The organism is Sphingobacterium sp. MYb382, from assembly GCF_037572665.1.
Classification (GTDB): domain Bacteria; phylum Bacteroidota; class Bacteroidia; order Sphingobacteriales; family Sphingobacteriaceae; genus Sphingobacterium.
The window spans coordinates 559,801-583,141 of sequence record NZ_JBBGZT010000024.1; the positions used below are offsets into that span (position 1 = coordinate 559,801).

The 23,341-nt window shown below is 39.3% G+C and carries 12 protein-coding genes; 3 read left to right on the forward strand and 9 right to left on the reverse strand.

The window, feature by feature from the left end; genetic code table 11:
• Positions 1-46 precede the first annotated feature (46 nt).
• The 3 genes from rfbB to WH223_RS13080 all read right to left on the reverse strand — a co-directional run bounded on the left by rfbB (position 47) and on the right by WH223_RS13080 (position 3,269).
• A complete protein-coding gene (gene rfbB, locus WH223_RS13070; protein ID WP_340048171.1) occupies positions 47-1,096 on the reverse strand; it encodes a dTDP-glucose 4,6-dehydratase in 1,050 nt (349 codons plus the stop codon).
• 115 nt (positions 1,097-1,211) lie between these two features.
• Positions 1,212-1,685 (reverse strand): adenylyltransferase/cytidyltransferase family protein, encoded by a 474-nt coding sequence (locus WH223_RS13075; protein ID WP_340048172.1) that lies wholly within the window; start codon positions 1,683-1,685, stop codon positions 1,212-1,214.
• 444 nt (positions 1,686-2,129) lie between these two features.
• Positions 2,130-3,269, reverse strand: coding sequence for a 3-deoxy-D-manno-octulosonic acid transferase (locus WH223_RS13080; RefSeq protein WP_340048173.1), 1,140 nt, complete (start codon positions 3,267-3,269; stop codon positions 2,130-2,132).
• A gap of 176 nt (positions 3,270-3,445) precedes the next feature.
• Here WH223_RS13080 and WH223_RS13085 point away from each other — a divergent pair, with 176 nt between their 5' ends.
• A complete protein-coding gene (locus WH223_RS13085) occupies positions 3,446-4,432 on the forward strand; it encodes a UDP-glucuronic acid decarboxylase family protein (protein WP_340048174.1) in 987 nt (328 codons plus the stop codon).
• Positions 4,432-5,457 carry a UDP-glucose 4-epimerase GalE gene (galE, locus tag WH223_RS13090; protein ID WP_340048175.1) on the forward strand — a complete coding sequence of 342 codons (1,026 nt, stop codon included), beginning with the start codon at positions 4,432-4,434 and terminating at the stop codon, positions 5,455-5,457. Before WH223_RS13085 ends, galE begins: the two co-directional genes overlap by 1 nt.
• 100 nt (positions 5,458-5,557) lie before the next feature.
• On the opposite strand, the gene WH223_RS13095 is transcribed toward galE, so the two are convergent.
• From WH223_RS13095 to trmB, 4 genes are all read right to left on the reverse strand, one after another.
• Positions 5,558-7,498, reverse strand: coding sequence for an OmpA family protein (locus WH223_RS13095; RefSeq protein ID WP_340048176.1), 1,941 nt, complete (start codon positions 7,496-7,498; stop codon positions 5,558-5,560).
• Between the two features lie 24 nt (positions 7,499-7,522).
• The gene (locus WH223_RS13100; protein ID WP_340048177.1) at positions 7,523-8,533 is read right to left on the reverse strand and encodes a PorP/SprF family type IX secretion system membrane protein; all 1,011 of its coding nucleotides are present in this window, start codon (positions 8,531-8,533) and stop codon (positions 7,523-7,525) included.
• Between the two features lie 21 nt (positions 8,534-8,554).
• Positions 8,555-20,089, reverse strand: a complete 11,535-nt coding sequence (locus WH223_RS13105; RefSeq protein WP_340048178.1) for a T9SS type B sorting domain-containing protein — start codon at positions 20,087-20,089, stop codon at positions 8,555-8,557.
• Between the two features lie 662 nt (positions 20,090-20,751).
• Positions 20,752-21,399, reverse strand: coding sequence for a tRNA (guanosine(46)-N7)-methyltransferase TrmB (trmB, locus tag WH223_RS13110; RefSeq protein WP_340048179.1), 648 nt, complete (start codon positions 21,397-21,399; stop codon positions 20,752-20,754).
• A gap of 57 nt (positions 21,400-21,456) precedes the next feature.
• On the opposite strand from trmB, the gene fcl reads away from it, so the two are divergent.
• Positions 21,457-22,389 (forward strand): GDP-L-fucose synthase, encoded by a 933-nt coding sequence (gene fcl / locus WH223_RS13115; RefSeq protein ID WP_340048180.1) that lies wholly within the window; start codon positions 21,457-21,459, stop codon positions 22,387-22,389.
• Here the strand turns inward: fcl and WH223_RS13120 are convergent.
• On the reverse strand, positions 22,386-22,886 hold the full coding sequence (locus WH223_RS13120; protein WP_340048181.1) for a hypothetical protein: 501 nt from the start codon (positions 22,884-22,886) through the stop codon (positions 22,386-22,388). The genes fcl and WH223_RS13120 overlap by 4 nt on opposite strands.
• Positions 22,879-23,283 (reverse strand): hypothetical protein, encoded by a 405-nt coding sequence (locus tag WH223_RS13125; RefSeq protein WP_340048182.1) that lies wholly within the window; start codon positions 23,281-23,283, stop codon positions 22,879-22,881. The genes WH223_RS13120 and WH223_RS13125 overlap by 8 nt, the downstream gene beginning before the upstream one ends.
• Between the last annotated feature and the right edge of the window lie 58 nt (positions 23,284-23,341).

Genomic DNA, 23,341 nt, shown 5'->3' on the forward strand with positions numbered 1-23,341 from the left:
ATAATAAAACACTTATCAATCTATGCCCCTTAATTAAAAGAACTTCTTACTTATCGTACTGCGTATCGTAATATTTCTGGTAATCGCCGGAGGTTACATTAGCTAACCAATCTTCATTAGCTAAAAACCAATCAATAGTCTTGGACAATCCTTCTTCAAACGTAACAGAAGGCTGATAACCCAACTCTTTATTAATTTTCGTTGCGTCAATAGCATAACGTAAATCATGGCCAGGACGATCTTTCACAAAAGTAATAAGCTTCTCAGCAGTACCAACTTCACGACCTAGTTTTTCATCCATTTGCTTACATAACTCCTGCACCAAATCAATATTTTTCCATTCGTTAAAACCACCAACATTATACGATTGTCCATTTTGTCCACGATGGAACACCATGTCAATAGCACGCGCATGATCCACCACGAAAAGCCAGTCACGCGTAAACTTGCCATCACCATAAATTGGTAAAGGCTTATTATTTAGAATATTATGAATACACAGTGGAATTAACTTTTCTGGAAAATGGTTAGGTCCATAATTGTTAGAGCAGTTCGTGATAACCACAGGCAAACCATACGTATCATGATAAGCCCGTACAAAATGATCAGAAGAAGCTTTAGAAGCCGAATAAGGCGAGTGCGGATCATAGGCAGTGTCTTCCTGAAATAAACCAGTTTCCCCCAAAGTACCATATACCTCATCAGTAGAGACATGATGAAAACGTTTCCCTGTAAAATCATCCTGCCAAATCGATTTCGCCGAGTTTAACATATTTACTGTTCCAATAACATTCGTCATCACAAAAGCCGTTGGATTCGTAATGGAGCGATCGACATGTGATTCTGCTGCCAAATGTATCACACCATCAGGTTGATACTGTTCAAATACAGCCTGGATATGTACAGCATCAGTTATATCAGCTTTAACAAAAGTATAATTTTCTTTATCTTCAATATCCTTTAGATTCTCTAGATTACCCGCATAGGTTAAAGCATCTAAATTAATAATCTGTACATCAGGATAGTTCGTAACAAACTCACGAACAACATGTGAGCCTATAAATCCAGCCCCACCAGTAATAATTATTCTTTTCATCTTTTATGCTGAAATACGAATATAGGCAATTATTTTAAACCAATAAAAACCAAAAGGGACAGATACTTTCCGTCCCTTAAAATCTAATTTATAAAAATACTATTTTTAACAGAAATTATTTCTTTCCGTTTTTTGCAGCCTCTTTCTCCGCGACAATCTTACGAAGACCAGAGCTAGAAAAACGATGATCGCGACTGTTAAAATAAAGCTCAATTTCTTTTTGTTCACAATATTTGCGCCCAGTAAAGTCTTTATCCTTATACTCATCCCCCACGATACGTACATCAAGCTTAAAGGAACGCAATATATCTTCCAAATCTTGTTCGGTAGAATAAGGTACAATTTCATCGACATATTGACAACCACGCAACTGAATATAGCGCTCAACAACGGTTTGCGTAGGCGGGTTTTTTTCAGGACGATCCAATGTCGGATCCATCTGCAAACCACAGATTAAATAGTCACACTGACGCTTTGCCTCAGCCAACATCATAATGTGCCCTGCATGCAATAAATCAAACGTTGAAAACGTAATCCCTACACGTGGGCCAGGGTTGTAATCTTCTTTTTTTTCTTTTAGTTTTTTCATAATCTCCTTACGGATAAAGTAGTAGATGGTAGGAAGAGAGTTGTAATTCTAACCAGTTTTTCAATAGTTATTACTCTCAAAATTTATTCCAAATATATCGATATAAAGCATATTTTTCATACCAACAATATTAAGTTAACCTACTTCTATACCCTTACTTGGTAAAACCCTAGCGAATCTCCTCCTGCTTTCTGCTGTTCTTTTTTTTCTTTAGCTTCCAAAAAAAGAAGTAAAACCAACTGAAGAACGACAACAACAGCAAATATAACTACACTGAATACTAACCTACTAGGTCGAGAAGTTGCATTGGCCATTTTTAAAAAGTTAATGAGTTGATTAATATGTTGCAAAGTAAACGATAATTATATTTTTATCGCTACAATTACAACCCAAAGTTATAAGTCTTTTCTCATTCAACATAACGGGAAACCGTAAAACATTTATTTAAGGAGCAAGCAGGCCCGTATTTTCCAGATACTTTATAATAATCTGGGTGGCCCCTGCTTGATGTCGCACATAGGCTTCAGCCCTGTCTCCGGCCAACCTCCGTTTTTCAGAATTAGTCAAAGCTCCATAAACGGCGATTAATTCAGACACTTGCTGAATACTAAAACCGGCTCCTTTTTCAATAAGGTCTACAGCCTCTTTAAAATTCGCATACTTAGGGCCAAAAAGGACAGGAATACCATAGGTCGCCGCCTCTAACGTATTATGAATTCCAGCACCAAAGCCTCCCCCAATATAGGCCACTTGTCCATAACCATAAAGAGATGAAAGCATACCTATATTATCGATGACTAATACTTGGGCTTCCGACTTCTCAACCGGGCCATACTGATTATACGTTGAATAAAATAAAGCGGAAGGAAATAGCTCCTTTATCGCCTGTAAATGATTTTCATCAATTTCATGAGGAGCTAAGAGCATTTTCAAGTGGGACCTAGCTGAAACTAACTCAGCTAAAAGATGTTCATCGGGAAGCCAAGTGCTTCCTGCAACAAGGATCTCTTTTGCTTCACCTAAAAAATCTTCTACAATAGGTATTTCCTGTTTTTGTTGAGGCAAACTAACCACGCGGTCAAAGCGCGTATCGCCTGCTAGTCCAGTTCGAATGATACCAATTGATTTCAACCATAAAACAGAATCATGATCTTGTGTAAAGAAAAAGGTAACACGTTTAAGTATACTTCGGAAAAAACCACCATACCATTTAAAGAAGATTTGCTTCTCCCTAAATATTGCTGATATCATGTACAATGGAATATCCTTTTTTTGTAAGGTTTTGAAGTAGTGATGCCAATACTCATACTTTGTAAAAATAGCCATCTTAGGTTGCACAAGCGCGATAAAACGACGTGCATGTCTAGCCGTATCTGTTGGCAGATAAAACACATAATCCGCCAACGCTGTATTTTTCCGAATCTCATACCCCGAAGGGGAAAAGAAAGTTATCAAAATTTTTTCACTAGGATATTTCTTTTTTATAGCCTCCATAACGGCCCTTCCCTGCTCAAACTCACCAAGCGAGGCAAAGTGAAACCAAATGGGTTGGCTGCCCTTTTCAACCGTTTGTTCTATCGTCACAAAGAGTCCTTTACGACCTTGAACCCAAAGCCTTGCCTTGCTATGGAAAGGTGAAATTAACCTTAAAATGAGGCTGTAAAGGCCTATTCCTAAATTGTAAAGAAGCTCCATGTTATTAAAATATCCTTATATTCGTCAAAGATATTAAACTTTATCCATACGCGACAGCGGTGAAAATGAGAGAAAAAAAACGTGTGCTTATCACGGGGGCAGCAGGCTTCTTAGGCTCCCACCTATGCGACCGCTTTATTGCGGAGGGAATGCAGGTTATTGGCATGGATAACTTAATCACGGGAGACCTAAAGAATATAGCCCACCTTCAGCAGCACGAAAACTTCACTTTTATAGAGCACGACGTTTCACAATTTGTGAGAATTACAGGAAAGCTGGACTATATATTACACTTCGCATCGCCGGCAAGCCCTATTGACTACCTACGTATTCCCATCCAAACACTCAAAGTTGGATCCTTAGGAACACACAATCTTTTGGGCCTCGCTAAAAGTAAAAAAGCACGTATTCTTGTAGCCTCTACTTCGGAAGTATATGGCGACCCCTTGGTTTCACCACAATCGGAAGACTATTGGGGAAATGTAAATCCTGTAGGCCCACGTGGAGTTTATGATGAGGCCAAACGATTTCAAGAAGCGATGACCATGGCATATCATAATTTCCATGGTTTGGAAACTCGTATTGTTCGTATCTTCAATACCTATGGCCCACGAATGCGCCTTAACGATGGGCGTGCTTTGCCAACTTTTATTGCACAAGCACTCCGCGACGAACAACTCACCATCTTCGGCGATGGTACACAGACCCGATCTTTTTGTTATGTATCCGATCAGGTAGAAGGAATATTCCGTTTATTATTATCTGACTACAGCCTGCCTGTTAATATTGGCAATCCGGATGAACTATCCATGTTGGACGTAGCACAAGAAATCATCCAACTGACAGGAAGTAAGTCTACCATCGGTTTTCAAGAACTACCACTGGATGACCCGAAACAACGTCGTCCAGCTATTACAAAAGCCAAAGAAATTCTAAAATGGGAGCCACATGTCAATCGTGCTACAGGTTTAGAAAAAACAATAGCCTATTATAAAAACTTAACGAAACAAGATTTAAAACAACAAGACTTTACCTATTATAATAAGAAATAATGAGCAAAATACTAGTAAGTGGTGGAATGGGGTATATCGGATCCCACACCGTAGTTGAACTATTTCAAGCAGGATACACGCCTATTATCGTGGATAACCTATCCAACTCCAACATTAAAATTCTAGATCAAATTGAAAAGATAATCGACACAAGACCGGATTTTTACGAATTTGACTTATGTGAAGAAAAGAAAGTTGAAGAGTTTGTAAAGCAACATGCCGATATCAGTGGCATTATCCATTTTGCAGCTTCAAAAGCGGTGGGTGAGTCTGTCGAACAACCATTAAAGTATTACCGCAACAATATCTTTTCTTTAGTAAACTTATTACAAGCCTACAAAGGAAAACCTATAAACTTTGTTTTCTCTTCCAGCTGTACGGTTTATGGAGAACCAGATACATTACCTGTTTCCGAATCGGCCGCTATCAAAACGGCAACTTCCCCTTACGGGAATACAAAACAAATAGCGGAAGAAATATTAGCGGAAACCGCAAATGCGAGCTCAAATTATCAGGTTATTGCTTTACGTTATTTCAATCCGGTTGGAGCGCATGCTTCGGCACTCATCGGTGAGCTTCCATTAGGTGTACCACAAAACTTATTGCCTTACATCACGCAGACAGCTATCGGAAAGCGCGAAAAAATCACCGTCTTTGGTGGTGACTATGACACGCCAGATGGAACCTGCATTCGCGACTACATCCATGTTGTCGACTTAGCGAAGGCTCATGTTGCGGCTATTCGTTTACTTGAAAAAGGAAACCCTAATGGCAACTATGATGTCTTTAATATCGGAACAGGTATTGGTTATTCTGTATTAGAAGCAATCAAAGCATTTGAAAAAGGATCAGGAAAACCGTTAAACTATGCAATTGGTTCACGTCGCGAGGGCGATGTTATCAAAGTATGGGGTGATGTTCAAAAAGCAAATACAGAACTTAACTGGAAAGCAGAGCTAGGCATCGCGGAAATGATGACTTCAGCTTGGGCTTGGGAGCAATACCTTAACGAGACAGGTTTTTAAGGACATACGATAAAAGAGTTAATCAAACTCTTCTTCCTTAAAAAAGAAAGCCGCTGTACATTACGTACAGCGGCTTTTCAATGTATACTTATATTATGGGTTAAAAAGCAAGTACTTCCACTTCCGTACGACGGTTAGCTTGATGCTGCTCCGGTGTACAAGGGACCCCATTACTACACTCATTCACTAATCTTGTTTCTCCATAACCTTTCGCAACAAGACGATCTCTAGCAATACCTTTACTAATAATATAGGCCACTGCTGAGTTTGCTCTATTTTGTGATAAAGTCATGTTGTAACTATCACTACCTCTACTATCGGTGTGACTTGATAGCTCAATTTTCAACGTAGGGTTATCGCGCATTACGCTAACAAGGTGGTCCAAAATTTCGGATGCATCTTTACGAATATTGAACTTATCGAAATCATAGTATAAGTTTTCTAAAACAAACTTATCTCCTACTTTAAATAATGGTTCTAAGAATAAGGCTACGTTGATAACAGTATCTGCCTTTGGCTGTAATGCCGCTACACGGATAGAATCACTCATATATCCTTTATGTTCTGCATTAATACGGTAAGGTGTACCAGCCTCCAATTCGAAGAAAAAGTTTCCTTGACCATCACTAAGCTTACGCCCTACAATCTCTCCATTCAAACCAACCAAGCTAACACTAGAGTTATCTAATGTTAATCCTGTTTTCTTATCATAGGTAACACCGTTTAAAAGAATCTTAATTTTTGGTTTCGCATAGTTAAACGAGTAGATATCATCGCTACCAACACCACCAATACGGTTAGACGAAAGGTAGCCTGCTAGAGAACCTTTATCATCCGCTTGCGCAACAACAAAAGAAAAATCGTCGGATGCCGAGTTAATTGGGTATTGTAAGTTTTGACGGTTTTTGAAACTCGATTTACTTCCTTCAGCTACGAAAATATCTAATCCACCCATACCTGGGAAACCATTGCTGGAGTAGAAAAGTTTAGTACCAAAGATTGTAGGAAACATTTCATCACCTGCAGAGTTGATGGTAGTTCCTGCATTGACAGGCTTACCCCAAGAACCATCGGCTTGTAATTCGCTATACCAAATATCTACTCCACCAAGACCACCTGGCATATCAGAAGCAAAATATAACGTACGTTCATCTTCGCTTAATGCAGCATGCCCTAAGGAATATTCTTTTACATTATTGTAAGCAAAATCTTCAACCTTCCAATCGTTTCCATCTTGACGATAGATCTTCAATTCTAAATTATGCTTTTTGATACGCGTACCATCTACTTTAAAGATTTCCACTTCATGGGTAGGGTTTGTTCTCGTCACGTACAACACATCCTCTTTTTTGTTCGGAAGAAGTGGACCTACGTGGTAGCTTGCATGGTTAAAGTCGGAACCAAGAAGTGTTGCTCCTTCTAAGTTGTCCGCCTTTACATCCGAAGAGAATACTTTCAGATAACGGTTACCTGTCATATTACTCGTTCCTGTTCCTCCGTTTAAAGGCTCACCAGCATAAAGAACACCTTTCGCTGTCGGTACTGCCGAAAACTCAGATAGCTCCGTATTAATACCACGTTCGTTTTTCAACTTGTATGGTTGTGGGCTTGCCATCCATACAACAGCAGAATCACAACCAGCGATCTCGATGCGAATCTTATCAGAATCACCATACTGTGTCGCATAGTTTGCAAACTGTTGTTTCGCTTCGGCATACTTTCCGTTTTGCTTCAACGTTTCTGCATAACCCAATACAGATTCTTTAGTATGCTTTTCCATCGTGATGGCACGTGCAAACCAATTTTCTGCTTGGCTATATTGCTTTAAGTACAAATAACTTTGGGCAATTTTTTCTACATCTTTTACTTTCGGTTTTTTAACGTCTACCAAGTGTTCATACATTGGTAAAGCTTTTGCAAACTCTAAGCGATTATATAGTCCATCGGCTTTTGAACGACGGCTTGGTTGCTCTTGGGCTTGAACGCTAAGCAGTCCTGCGCCAGAAAGAAGTAACCCTAATACTATTTTTTGAATATTCATATTTATCCTTTCAAAAGGTTAAGACTAGAAATAACGTGGACTCAACATGGTACGCAACGATTTTCCGAAGGTGATACCTAAGGTAACCTCATGCGACCCATTTTGTAAACCACTCATCTTGTTCAACATCACATCATACGAATAACCGATACGTAATCTGTCCGTAGCATAAAACTGTGCAATACCTGTAATCGCGTTTGTTGCTGAAAGCTTCAATGGCGACTGATCAAAGTATGTACGGTTGAATACACGAGCACGTGTACGGTATCCACCACCAATCCAAAACTTATTGTTGAAGATAAACATGGCATTCAAGTCTAACGATGTTGGTCCTTTGAAATCCTCTTTCAACAAGATACTTGGTCTTAGGTGAAGGCCTTCTTCCAATTGGAATAAGGCACCACCGATTAAATAAGCACTTACGTTACGGTATAAACTTTCAAGAGAGTTTTCATTGAAACGAAACTCATCATTACTTGCCGCGTTCGCAAAAAGATCTTGAACGGCTAAACCAGCATACCATTTCGGGTTAGAGTAGTAAACACCTAAACGAATATCAGGCTTCCAGCTGGAAAGCTTACCCGCCGGAATAACGACGTCACCTGTTTGAACAGAGCGTAATTTATTTCCGTCCAAACCATATTGCGTAACACCAACACCAACACCTAATGCTAAACGGTGACTATCTTCATCATCCAACTGAAGGCGTAATGCATAGTTAGCGAAAATTGAAGTTGCCGATTGCGCTCCTAACTGGTCAGCTGTTATTTGCAAACCCACACCATGACGTTTGTTGATCGGATCAACAACACCATCGATGGAGATGGAACCCGTTTTCGGGGCTCCTTCCCAGCCAGTCCATTGGCTACGTAATCCCATCTGACCAAACCACTCTTCCTTGTACCCGGTGTAAGCCGGGTTTACACTAATGGAATTAAATATATACTGGGTGAATTGGATACTTTGTTGGGCGTAAGTTTTTACACCCGACAAAAGCATGCATCCAAAAGCAAAGTATTTTATTGTCTTATTCATCTTTTACTTATTTCTGTTGACCTAACGTTTCTTGATTAATACCCATCCTTTTATTACTTCAGACTTACCGCCTTTATGTGTCGTAATAATGTAGTAATAAGTACCTTCATTCAAACCTCTACCGTTCCAAGTGTTGTCGTAATTCTCATTACGGTACACCTCATTACCCCAACGGTTAACAATGGTAATGCCTACGCGATCGAATCCTTCGATACCAATAATCACGAAGTTGTCGTTGTTTCCATCACCGTTTGGCGTAAAGACATTCGGGATAAACAAGTCGTTAGCGACAACGGTAATCGTTACTGTTGCTACGTTACTCCAGAATCCTAATTCATCTTTCACACGGTATGTAAAATCATCCTCACCAACATAACCATGGTTTGGCGTGTACACAACTTTACCATTTGCATCGATTGTAATCGTTCCATGTTTCGGCTGTGTAAGAATCTCTACCGAACTTGGTACAAGTGGACTGTTTGTTAATCCTGGACGATCGTTGTCTAAAATTAAAATGTCAACCGGTGTGTTAGATTTCGTCGTTTGCTTATCATCATTCGCCACTGGTGGAGAAGGAATCGGCTTAGGCGTAATCGTTACTTCATTGTTTTCAGGAACTTCATCTAACTCTTTCAAGCCTACTTTCGCATTGTTCGCGTAGTCGCCAGTAGTCAACACCATCACGGTGATAGATAAGGTTTCTTTCGAACCGAATGGTAACTCACCTACATTCCAAAGACCAGTTTTCTCATCGTATGTACCTTTCGATGTTGTAGAGCTCACATATTTGTATCCGCTTCTCAACTTCTCAAGAACAACAACTTCACTTGCATCACTAGGACCGTTATTCGTTACGGTAATCGTGAAGTTTGTTTCCATACCAATGTATGGAGCCATTCTTGTTGTTGTTTTCTCTACTTTAACATCTGAAATACGTGTCACTTTAGCGATTGCATCAGCATCATTGTTTGTCAGATCTTCATCTTCAACACCTTCAGGTGTACTTACCGTTACCGTGTTGTTTAACACATGACCTTCTTCTGTTGAAGACTTCACTTTTGCGTTTACAACAAGCGTGATTGTCTCTCCTTTTACAAAGTCTTTGTTTAACGTAAATGTTGATTTTGCAAAATCGTACGTTCCTTCTGTTGATGTGAAGCGTACATTTTCTAATGCTGCTGGTAATTTCTCAACTAGACCGATACGCTCACCTTTCACAAGGCTACTGATACCGTTGTTTGTTACAGCAATACGGTATGTGATTTCACGACCTGCAACTACAACTGCTTTATCAGAAGTCTTGATAACTGCTAAGTCAGCTTTACGATTTACCTCAGTAGTTACTGTAGACTCGTTGTTTGTAGGGTTCTCATCGATAACATCCTTCGGCGTACTAACGACCACTTTATTGACGATGGTTTTAGCCGTGTAGTTCGCTGCAACTGTACCTACTACTTGAAGCGTGAAGCTATCACCTGCTGCAAAGTTTGCACCTAATGTGAATTGTTTCTTCGCTGCATCATAAGTACCACCTGTTGGCACATAGCTAACATTGATTAATCCTGCTGGAACTTGCTCGTCAAGACCAACAATCTCGTTTGCTAATAAGGTACTCACGCCATTGTTTGTTACCTTAATCGTGTAGCTAAGTGCTGTTCCAGCTGTAACTTTCGTCACTTGGTTATCAGCAACCTTAACAACGCCTAGGTCAACATGACGAACAACCTTAGTTGTTACTGTCGCTTCATTGTTTTTAGGGTTTTCATCTCTAACATCAACTGGTGTTGAAACTTTAACCTTATTTACGATAGTCTTCGATGTGTAAGTAGCATCAATTAGACCTTTTACTTCAAGCGTAAAGCTATCACCTTTTGCAAATTCTGCAGCTAGTGTGTATGTTTTCGCTGTCGCATCATAAACACCCGCAGAAGTTGTGTAGCTCACATTGGTTAACCCAACAGGTAGCTGCTCATCTAAGCCGATTACTTCATTTGCTACTAACGAGCTCACACCATTGTTTGTTACTTTAATCGTGTATACCAACTCTTCACCTGCAACAACTGTTTCTTTATCGGCTACTTTTGTTACCGCTAAATCAGCTTTGCGAATTACAGGAGTTGTTACTATAGCATCATTATCCGATGGGTTGTCATCATCAACACCTGCTGGAGTCGCTACGTTTACATTATTTACGATGGTTTTAGCAATGTAGTTTGCTGCAACTGTACCCGACACTTTCAACTCAACACTTGTTCCTTTAGGCATTTCAGCCGCTAGCTTGAAGGTATTCGCTGTCGCGTCATATGTTCCTCCTTTAGTCGTATAAGTGACATCAACCAAACCTGCAGGAAGTTGTTCCGTCAAGCCGATTAATTCGTCAGCTACTAAAGAGCTCACACCATTGTTTTTCACAACAATCGTATATACTAATGCTTCGCCAGCAACAACTGTATCTTTATTAGCCACCTTAGTGATTGCTAAATCAGCTTTGCGCTCTACATCCGTTACTACGGTTGAGGTATTGTTATTTAAATTATTATCACTTACGCCTACTGGTGTACTTACGCTCACCGTGTTCGTAATTGTTTTCGCTGTATAGTTTGCTGCGACAATTCCTGAAACAGTAACTTCAACACTTTGGCCTGTCGCCATATCGTCACGTAATCTGAACGTTTTGTTCGCTGCATTATACGTACCGCCTGTGTTGGTATATTTCACATTTGTCAATCCTGCTGGAAGTTGCTCATCTACACCAATCACCTCACGTGCAGACAATGTTGTCGTACCTTTATTGGTGATTGTTATTGTGTATTTCAATGGCTCTCCTGCTACTACTACAGCTTTATCAGCTACTTTAACAACTTCTAAGTCTGCTTGACGGATTACTGGTGTTTTAACCTCGGCATCATTATTCGTTGGATTTGTTTCGGTAACACCTGTTGGCGCTTTTACATTTACTTTGTTCACCAATTCAATCTCTCTAGATTTAGGTGGAACAAGTCCTTTTACCGTAATCGTAATAACATCTCCTTGTGCAAAGTCATTTCTCAACGTCAGCTGACCGCCTACTAAGCTATAGTGATGATTGTTCGAAGCTGTAGCAACAACATTCGTCAAACCAGCTGTATTTGGCAATTGTTCTGTTACCGGTACAATCTCACCTGTTACTAGTGTAGCAACACCGTTGTTTGTAATAGAAATAGTATACTCGATTTCCTCACCCGCAGCAACAATAGTTTTATTAGCTACTTTGGCGATCGCTAAGTCTACAACACGTTTTACTGGCGTTGTCACTGTACCGGTATTATTATTCGGATCTTTATCCGTAACACCTGCTGGCGTAGATACTTTCACTGTGTTTGTAATACTTGTTGCTGTATAGTTCACCGCAACAGTACCTGTAACATCAAGCGTGAAGCTTTGTCCTTTAGCAAGGTTACTTGCTAATTGGAAAGTTTTCGCTCCCGCATTATACGTACCACCAGTTGCCTGATAAGCTATGTTCGTTAATCCAGCAGGAAGCTGCTCATCTAAACCAACAACTTCATTAGCTAATAAAGTACTCGAACCATTGTTCGTCACTGTAATAGTATATTTCAATGCATCACCTACCGTTAGGTTGGTTTTGTCAGCAACTTTCGTCACCGCTAAATCAGCATCACGTGTTACTGGAGTCGTTACTTCAGATTCGTTATTAGTTGGATTTTCATCCGTTACACCTGTCGGTGCAGTAACTGTTACTTTATTTACAATAGTTCCCGCTAGACGGTCTGCCGCAACTGTACCAGATACAGTAAGCGTAACTTGTTGTCCTTTGGCGAATTCATTTTGTAATTTGAATGTTTTTTCGGTAGCATCATATGTTCCACCAACAGCAACATAGCTTACATTTTTAAGATCAACAGGCAATTGTTCATCTAAACCTATTGACTCGTTTGCTAATAAGCTACTCACACCATTATTTGTTACCGTAATAGTATAGCTTAATGGTTCACCAGCAACAACGGTAGTTTTGTTAGCTGTTTTAACAACAGCGATATCAGCTTTGCGATCTACTGGTGTAGAAACCGTAGCCTCATTGTTGTTAGGGTTGCTATCATCAACACCTGTTGGCGTAGACACCTTAACTGTATTATTGATTGTTGCAGCATTATAGTTTGCAGCCACTGTACCCGACACCGTAAGTGTCACGCTCTCATCTTTCGCTAAATTTCTAGATAATAAGAACTCACTAGTATTTGCTGCATACATACCACCAATCGATGAGTACGTAACGCCCGTTAATCCGACAGGTAAAGTTTCCACTAAACCAATCGTTTCTCCTTGCAATAAGGTAGTAGGACCGTTATTCGTTACTTTAATCGTGTAGCTTAATGCCTCACCAGCTACTACGCGTGTTTTGTTAGCAACCTTCGTTACACCAAGATCAGCAACACGAGCAACTGGCGTAATTACCTTAGCATCGTTATTCGTTTTATTTGGTTCATCAATACCTTCTGGCGCTTTGATATTAACTAAGTTGGTTACACTACTTCCATTAAAGTTAGCAGGAACAACTCCCGTAACAGTGATTATAATCTTGTTTCCAAAAGCAAAATCACTATTCAACGTCAATGCATTATTCGCTAAATTAAATGTGTGTCCACCTGTTACAGAATTAAAAATTGAGCGTAGTGCTGCCTCACCAGGTAACTGTTCTGTAACCGCAAGAATTTCATCCTTCGTTATCGTCGCAGCACCATTATTGGCAATGGTAATCGTGTAGGTGATAGCTTCACCTGCTACTACCGTAGTTTTATCAGCGACCTTCGTAACCGCTAAATCAATAACACGTTTTACTGGTGTCGTAACCGTAGCTGTATTATTGTTCGGATCTTTATCCGTAACACCTGTTGGCGTAGATACTTTAACCGTATTGGTTACAGACGAACCTTTGAAATCGTTCGCAATCTTACCCGAAATAACTAAGCTAAAGCTTTGCCCTTTGGCTAAATCACTTGCCAATTGGAAAGTTTTATTACCAGCATTGTAAGTACCGCCTGTCGCAACTGCTCCATCTTGAACAAAGCCCGCTGGAAGTTGCTCATCTAAACCTACTAACTCATCTTTAAATAAGGTACTCGATCCATTGTTCGTTACCGTGATGGTATACGTCAACGCATCACCTACATTTAAAGTAGTTTTGTTTGCAACCTTCGTAACCGCTAAGTCAGCATCACGTGTTACAGGAGTCGTGATCGTAGACTCGTTATCTCCAGGTTTTGTCTCCTCAATAGTTGAAGGAGGATAAACCGACGCGGTATTAACTAAATTGCCAACAGCACGATTTGCATCAACTGTTCCCGCAATAACAAGCGTAAAGTTTTGTCCCTGTACAAAATCACTTCCTAATGTGAAGGTTTTAAGTGCTGCATCATAAGTACCTTTCGCACTTGTAGCAGACGTCACTGTAAATCCAGCAGGAAGCTGCTCATTGAAGGTTAAAACCTCCGTATTTAAAATGGTGCTTGGACCATTGTTGGTAACCGTAATCGTATACGTTAACGTTTCACCAGCAATAACCGCTGTTTTGTTAGCCGTCTTCACTACATTAAGATCAACTTTACGTTTCACTGGTGTAGTTACTGTAGCTTCATTATTTGTTGGGTTTTCATCGATAACACCTGTTGGTGGCGCAATCGTTACACGGTTGATTAAGTTAGCTCCTGTATAGTTTGCAGGAACCGTACCCGATACGACCAAGGTAAAGTTAGCACCTGACGGTAAATCTCTACCTAATGTAAACTCTTTATTTGTTGGAGAGTATGTACCAATAGAAGGTGTATAGCTCACATTTGTCAACCCTGCTGGCACTTGCTCATTAAGAGTCAATGTCTCACCAGATAATAATGTACTTACACCGTTGTTAGTTACCGTAATCGTGTAACTTAATGTTTCACTTGAAACAACCTCCGCTTTATTGGCAACTTTCGTTACTCCTAAATCAGCCTTACGCTTAACAGTTGTTGTTACAGACGATTGATTATTGTTCGTATTCGTTTCTTCTACACCTGCAGGAGCATCAACAAATACGCTGTTTACAATTTGTGTTACTTTAGAGTTTGCCGGAACGGTACCTCTAACAGTCACAACAATTGTCTCTCCTTGTTCGAAAGATTTTCCTAACGAAAGTTGCTCTCCAAGGAAGTTAAAAACGTGATTATTTGTTGCGCTAAAAGTTATATTCGTTAATCCATCTGCTACAGGCAACAATTCTTTTAATCGTAATACCTCGCCTTGGCCAAATGTTGCAGGTCCATTATTTTTAATACTAATTGCGTACTCAATATTCTCCCCAGCAAATACCTCAGTTTTGTTAGCTGTTTTCAAAACGGCTAAGTCAACTTGACGTGTCGCTTCAATATTTGCAGCAGAATTATCATTCGCAGGATTCTCATCACGAACACCTGCTGGAGGAGAAACGCGAACGCTATTTGCTAATGGAATTCTTGTTTGACTTCTTGGCTCTCCTACAAGCGCCTTATCTACTTTTGCTTGAACAGTGATGGTAATTTTTTCACCAACTAGAAGATCACGTTTCAACCTAAAGTCTGTGAAGTTTCTGTCGGTATATGTATCACCTTCAAACAAATATTTAACATCTTTTAATCCAGCAGGCAATTGTTCTTGAACTTTAACAATATCACCGCTAAACAATTTACCTGGGCCGTGGTTCGTTACCTCTAATTTGTAACTTACCGCATCGCCTACGATATATAAACTTTTCTGATTTTCAACCGTTTTAGTAATACCCAAATCAACAAGACGTTGGAATTCTAAGTTCACATCATCAAATGCAGCACATGCATTTGTTAATGTCCATCTCAAAACTACCTTCGCTTTATCATTAATGGTAACTTTCGTGTTGTATTTTGTATCATCTTCAAAAACAACACCTGGTACTGTTGTCGATACCACAGTCCATTTACCACTTTCATGATTACTAGTTGCTGGAGCTGTACCCGCTAAAGTAAATGTACCGCTGTCGTAGCTTAATTGATTAAGGCCTGCATCAACAATAGGAACTTCGTCAACACGAACCGTTACTTCTAAACGTTCGCTTGGACAGTTACCACCGTTGATTAAGCTGTACTCTGCATAGTATTTTTTACCATTTACTAACTTCGTATTTTCAGGCAAATGCGTTGTGCTCGTTGCCGTTTCATACCAATAGAAGAAATAGTTTGGATTTTTAGTGATATCTACATCTTTTAATTCAGCATTATCAGTAACACAGAAAATAGCTTCTTTATTTAAAACAGGCTTCTCTGGCTTCGTTAATTTAAAATCAAGTGGAGCAGAAGCTGTAATCAATTCGGACATACAACTCGGGTCCGTAACCGGATTAGCACAAATAGATACTGGTTTATACAAAGTAAATATACCATGTGTAATCGGACCAAAGTCATGATCACAGCCTAATACTTCCGAAGGATTACTATAAACAAGCGTTACATCATTAAGTTCTAATGAGTTGTTTGGCGTTACATTATCCACAAATTTGAATACGTAACGGTTATTTGTTTCACTTACGAAAGTTGCTTCATTAGCTTTAAATAATGCCGTCGGACCATCTCTAAATATCCAACCTGTTGGTAACGTAATGAAATAATTTTGATCACTTGTAATATTTGTTCCTGCAGGAACTGGGTTAGCACCACTTGCCTGACCAGTATTCTTAATAACACTAGAAAACTGAGCTGTTAAATTTTGTGGTGTACTAGGGTTTGTAATATTTAAAGAAACTCTAGAGCTCAACTCTACCGTTGGTTCTGCTTCTAGCGCACCATCAATAATAATACGTGACGAACCAGCTGGTTTTCTTCTGTTCTCCGCTACCGGATTTTCACAGAAGTTTGTACCATTAGCTGCTACTTGGAAACTTTGACCACTTTTGAATGTACAGTCTTTAGCAACAAGTTTAAAGGTTAAGTAAAAACGTTCACCTCTTTTTAGTTTTGGAATATTCGCTGCCGGAATATCAAATTTTAAAGTACCGTCTACATTCGTAAAAGTCGGCACTAAGCTAAATGCAGGTGCACCTGGTTCTGTAGCGTAAACGATACTGTATTTAGCCGAATTTGCCACATACTCTAAGCCTTCAAGTGATTTAATAGGAACACTGATACTTAAATCATGAGCCTCACCACCTGCGTTATTCACCTCTAAAATATACTCTATCTCCTCACAAAGTGCTGGTCTTTTACCTACTTCCCCTTGTTTCTTGAATACAATTTGGAATTCCGCATCTTGAGGAATGAATGTTAACGGTTGTGTAAACGCTACCGAACAATCTTTACCTGCAGCATATGTCGTAGGTGCAGCACCACACGATGATCCAAATGCCACATCTAATCTTGTGCTAGCACAATCTTGGTAAGTAGCCGTCAGCATAAAGTAACGGGTAGCGTTAGGATTTACAGCACCAAATGAAACTAACTCGCCGTTAGAGGCAGTGATGACATTTCCAACTTTAACCGTATCTGTAAGTGAAACAATTTCCTGTGCACGAATAACCGTTAAGTCGGTAACATTCGTTTTGCTTAACCATACATTATCAAATTTTCTGAACCCTGAAGTGTTGCGCACCTCGATAATCCATTTTACTTCTTTAGAATATGCATTAACAGAACGAACCGGAGCCGAAATCAATAATTTGTTACGATCGGTCGTTACCGTAAATTCTTGATTGAATACTTTTGTTTCATTGCGGTATCCTTTATTATCATTAAAGAAAGTACCCACAACAGTAACCTCGGCATTCATTTTTAAACTTGGCGACTGTGGTTGGTTTCCAAAACTTGTCGCACAATCCATAGCAACAACTGGACGAACAATAACTTTGTATCCTTCGTCTAAGAACGGACCGTCGTAAACACGACCTGCTCTTAAGGTTGCTAATTTTTTATCAAGCTCGTCAATCGTATAGGTACTATTTGTAATAGCTGTTGCTGTTGGGTAGCTATTTTTTAAGATAGTACCATTGTTACCATGAATCTCCAATACGTAAGCACTCATAGTAAGACCAGCAGGAATAGTCAATACGACTTTCTTAGGAACAACTTGCTGTCTTAATTCATTTAAGAATAAAGCATCACTTTCTGACAATGTGTTTAAATCAAATTTAATTTCAACACCTGCACCGCTCGTTCCGCTTTCGCAAGTCTCCATATTAAATTTATCATCAGCAGCACCTACAGATAAAATAGTAGATCCATAAACACCTGTAGCTTTATAGGTATCTCCACATCCATATGAAACTTGATTTTTTACAAGCCAGAAATCTGTAGGGAATGATCTTAACTCACTTGCCGCATCTTGTTTACGTGGCATCAAACGCAAGGAAGCAAAAAGCTCGTCATCTTCATTAAGATCTAAATTTGGAAAGTTTACTAAAAACACATTTTCTCCGCCAGAAGAAATTGACAAGCCATCAATAACAAGATCAGCCTGACCAGCGCGCTTAATAATAAGCTTACCACTATTTTCAATTTCAACGATATCTAAATCATCAGGATAAGTTACTTTAAATCCAGCTTGTTTAAAGTCTGCACCAATAACCTTACCTTTTTGAGATATTTCTAATGTATCAAATGCAATGAAAGAACGTTCTCTGATACTTGATAAATTATCAGTAGCAGTCCATTTCACATATTCTCCATTTTGAAGGATAGGTAATTTTGCTCCATCAACCTTGTAGCCATAGTTCACACGCTTCAAACTAGAAACACCGCGCATCAATCCACCTTCTTCACAGTCACCATCTGGGCAGTGCGTTTCTAAGTTCACGTTTTCACAAGAAAACGCAATAGCTGTACTTGGCGTACATGCATAACCACGGTCAAAATTTCCAGTCACGCTATAACTCGCTTCTTTACCAGCATCACAGTCAAGCGCTAAAGGAAATTGCAGGCTCAACTGTTTCGCGATAACAGTCGTCGCTTCTCCTTTTTTCCAAAAATCAACATCTCCTGGTTTTAAGACAACGCGATAACCACCAGTAACAGCGGTAACCGCACTTGCAGGAAGAGTAACCTTTCTTCCCGAATACATAAAGTGAACCTCAGAAAGGTCAGTGATTGTTAAATTTGGAGAAACTTTAATATCAAAACTAAAAGAAGCATTATCTGCATCATAACTACCTTTCGGTATACCAAAAGCGTCAAAACGAATCTCACCTAAATATGACTCTCCGTGAGTAATATCAAGCTCACCTACATTTTTACCTGAATAGGCAAATTTATAACCTTGATTCGTTTCTCCACTCAAATTAACCGTTGGCGAATTTCCATTATCATCACATGCTCCTGCATTTACATACGCTAACTTATAATGTGTATTAGCGATGTCAAAAGCATCAGGACGTTGGCTACAGTCGGCAGCATCAGTAGCTGCTGGATAAAACTGATCAAACTTAATCGTTAATGATTCACCTGCTGCCAAATTAGCGAAGGTAATCGTACTCGTAGCGGCATCAACCGTACCACCAGCAGCATCAGTAACTGTAATATTTGCTGGTTTATCGCCAGCTAAAAGATTTAACACAAGATCTGTCGCCATAGCCGATCCTGAGTTTGTAATGGTATAAATATGTGGATACGTTTGTCCAACACATTCAACAATTGGTTTAACAGCGGTCAATCGTATAATAGGTACTTTCGTACGATCGATTACCACATTATTTGTAGCAGGTTGCTCCGTACTACCATATTCACACACCTCATCACAACCATAAAAAGCGTCATAAGACGACTCTCCACTACCACAACCTGTAATTCTTACTTCTTCATCAAACGAAACCGAAGTTCCTTCATTAAGTGTTCCACTAAATGTATATAAATTAGTTGCTGCGTCATACGTCCAGTTTGTACCTGTGTGCGACACACGTTCTAAGCTGGCTCCATAAGTAGGACGAACAGAAATATTAGATATCGGCGCATTACCGGAGTTATCAATGGTAATCTTACGCGAAACAGGCACCCCAATACCAGCCTGGTTAATTTGAGGCATACTAATATTTAACTTCGCAAAACGTAGATTTATCGTATTACTCGTTGCTTTTCTAGTTTGGGTTGTTGAACAACCCGGAGTCCATGTATAACCGACTAAACGTTTATCAAGGCCTAGATCTAACGCACTACAGGAGGCGCTCAACTGAAAAGTAATCACAGGACTCTCCGTACGCAAAACTAACGGGATTTTCAGCGTGACTTTCCGTCCACTTACATCAACAACTTCTGCTAAATCAAACCCCGGAGTGGCGCCCGTAATTTTAGCCGAATTTTTGACATAGTTCATGCCTATGGGAATGTCAATTTCAAACGTCCCGAGACAAACGTCTGCCCCTCCTGGTTTTAGCGTAACAGAAAACTCTTTTCCACTTCCGCAAATATCCAAATCAGGAACTGCCGCACTTCCATCCACACTACTTTGTGTCTGTGCTAATAGAGGTCCATTGAATAGAAGAGCTAGCACAAAAAGACAGGCCATGACGGGCGTCTTAATTGAACTACTCATTTTTAAAGGTAAAACACTTAAATTCATATTTGATAATAAAGAAAATAATAGTCTGATTAGCTTCTTGGGAGTATTCCCCAAAAAAGAACAGGCGCAAATATAGGAGCGAGAGCCCCAAAAACTGTCTCATTTTATAAAAGCAGTTGTCCACCTAAGAATTTGAGACAAAAAAAACAAAGTTTTACACATTGAAAAACAAAGACTTACATAATTTAACAAATGTTAACATTTATGTAAGCGTTTGTGTTACGATTTTCCGAAAAACAAGATATGAGAATCGTTAGTTAGTAAAAAAGACGAGGAAAAGGCTATCCAAAATATTTGCAGAAAAACATATTTCATCAAATTTACTCCACAAAAAAGCAACAATACGCACTATTAATTCTGTAAAAACCTATATATAAGCAATAATCATCTTTACATCTTTTACAATCAAACCTCAGTCGATGTTGACCGCAAAAAGATGCATAAAGAAGACTCCTTAACCATATATTAAGTTCTATAACTCGTCCAAAGGTTTCTTGTATAAAAAATAGAAAAAAGAAGGAAGAAATAACGCTATAAGTAAAGACTTTTACCTCAGCAGCGGAGCGTTATGGCACCTAAAATCAGGAGACAAAAGGTAAGAATCTCTAAAATAAAGAGATAAAAAAAGGAGCTTTTTAAAAGCTCCATTGTACGTAATTAATATTTTTATTTTCGGCGAGATATTTACGTTCGTAATAGGTCTTTATGGACAATACTTCATCCACTAAGTCCGATTTGTACAAGTCAATTGTCTCTTTATGCTTCGGTAAAGAAAGTGCCTCAATTTGCTCTATCGTGTAAGCATAGAAGCCATCGTTATCCGTTTTCAAGTGCATGATACCATTCTCCACCAATAACAACTTGTACTTCGTCAAGAAAGTAGGGTTTGTGAGGCGTTTTTTCTCACGACTTTCTTGTGGTTGAGGATCAGGAAAGGTAATCCAGATCTCCGCAATCTCGCCAGCAGCAAAATGCTCAAGAATGGTCTCTATTTGTATGCGTAGGAAGCCGACATTCGTAATACCCTCTTCTAAGGCGGTCTTTGCTCCTCTCCAAATCCGATTACCTTTATAATCGATACCTAAGAAATTTATGTTCGGAAACTGTTTCGCCAAATTCACGGTATACTCCCCTTTTCCGCAGGCCAATTCTAAGATGACCGGATTATCGTTTTTAAAAAATTCAGAAGCCCATTTCCCCTGATATGATTTACCATCTTCTAACTGCACTACATTGGCAAAAGTGGACACTTCCGCAAACTTTCTTAACTTGTCCTTACCCATTTTCTAATAATTTGTCCGCAAAAATAAACTTATATTTGCAGTAATCAATACTTTAACGTGGAAAAAGAAGCTAAAATATTTATAGCGGGCCATCGTGGCATGGTAGGATCCGCCATTGTGCGTAGTCTAACGAAAAAAGGATACAACAATCTCATTTTGCGCAGCTCCCAGGAATTAGACCTTAGGGATCAACAGGCCGTAGCCGATTTTTTTGCTGACCAACAACCTGATTATGTCTTTCTTGCGGCAGCAAAAGTTGGTGGAATTATAGCAAACAATACGTACAGAGCGGATTTCATTTATGAGAATCTCGCTATTCAAAACAACGTCATTCACCAAAGTAAAGTGCATCATGTGAAAAAAATGCTCTTTTTAGGATCAAGCTGTATCTATCCTAAATTGGCACCACAACCACTAAAGGAAGACTATCTATTGACTGGTACATTAGAGCCTACAAACGAGCCTTATGCTATTGCTAAAATTGCTGGAATCAAAATGTGCGAGGCCTACAGGTCTCAATACGGTTGCGATTTCATTGCTGTGATGCCTACAAATTTATACGGTATCAATGATAACTATCATCCCGAGAATTCACATGTATTGCCTGCATTGATACGTCGTTTTCACGAAGCAAAGATAAATAACAGTCCTGAAGTTGTAATTTGGGGAACGGGAACGCCGCTACGCGAATTTATGTATGCCGACGATTTAGGTGATGCTTGTGTATTTTTAATGGATAATTACAGCGAGCCTCAATTCATTAATATTGGTGTGGGAGAAGACCTTAGCATTAAAGATTTAGCGTTGATGATTAAAGAAATTGTAGGCTATACGGGAAGTTTAAAACTTGATGCAACAAAGCCTGATGGCACACCACGAAAACTAATGGATGTCAGCAAGCTACACGCATTAGGCTGGAAGCATAAAACAAACCTCAGCGAGGGTATTGCCTTAGCTTACCAAGATTTTATAAAGCGAAACTTAGCCTAGAAAGTTTCGCTATTTGGCGGAAGTCCGAAATCCGGGCTTTCGTCTTCAATAACAGGAGGAACAACCTCTTTTTGTTTTTTCTTACGTTTACTTGGGCGTATAAAATTAGTAAGCTTTCCAACAAGTCCGCTTACCTTATCCTGATTTACTTGACCAATAGCTGTCTCTGAAGCAACCATAACAAGCGCCTTTTTCAACCAACCTGCATTTCTCAACAAGGTCGAATTCAACACAAAAGGAGCACCAAATTGCAATACTCGCGTCAACCAATCAGCATCTTGACTTTGGGCAGCCTTGCCAACAGCAGAAACTACGTTTTTCATCATATTTCCACCAGTAATAGCAGAGGTAATACCACCAAAAAAACGACGAGGAGCCTCAATTTTATGCTTAAGCAAAGTATACTGATCCAACAAATATCCTTCTTGTTCTCTCTTTAAAAGCTCAACACGTGCAATTTCAGCTTTAAGATCTGCCAGATTTTTTATTTTATGCATGCTTTTCATCATCATTCTCTTTTAAAGTTTCCGATTCATTTTTTGCTTCATCATCCCATCTACTTGTCAGCTTACGAATTAATGCATCTCTGAAAAGATCTTCTATTTTAGGCTCCAATAGTCGTACAATAAGAATAATCAACAGGAAAATACATCCCGTAAGGAAAAAACCTAAAGCATAGTTATTCAATAATGCGCTGAGATAAAAACCTAAGGCAAGTGAAAAGAAAAATAGAACCAATAGAAAAAGAATCAACTTTGTGATATCTAATACTATCGAACCTATAAGTCGAGAGCCTCTGGCCATCACTTTAAGCTTAGCCAACTGGACTTGTGTATCTATGTATTCCTTTCCTTTTTGAAAAGTACCACTAAAAGAGAATTTTTCTTCTTCCATGCATCTATTTTTTTAGGAAGATGAAGCTGAACGCTTACACGATAACAGCTTCATCTTA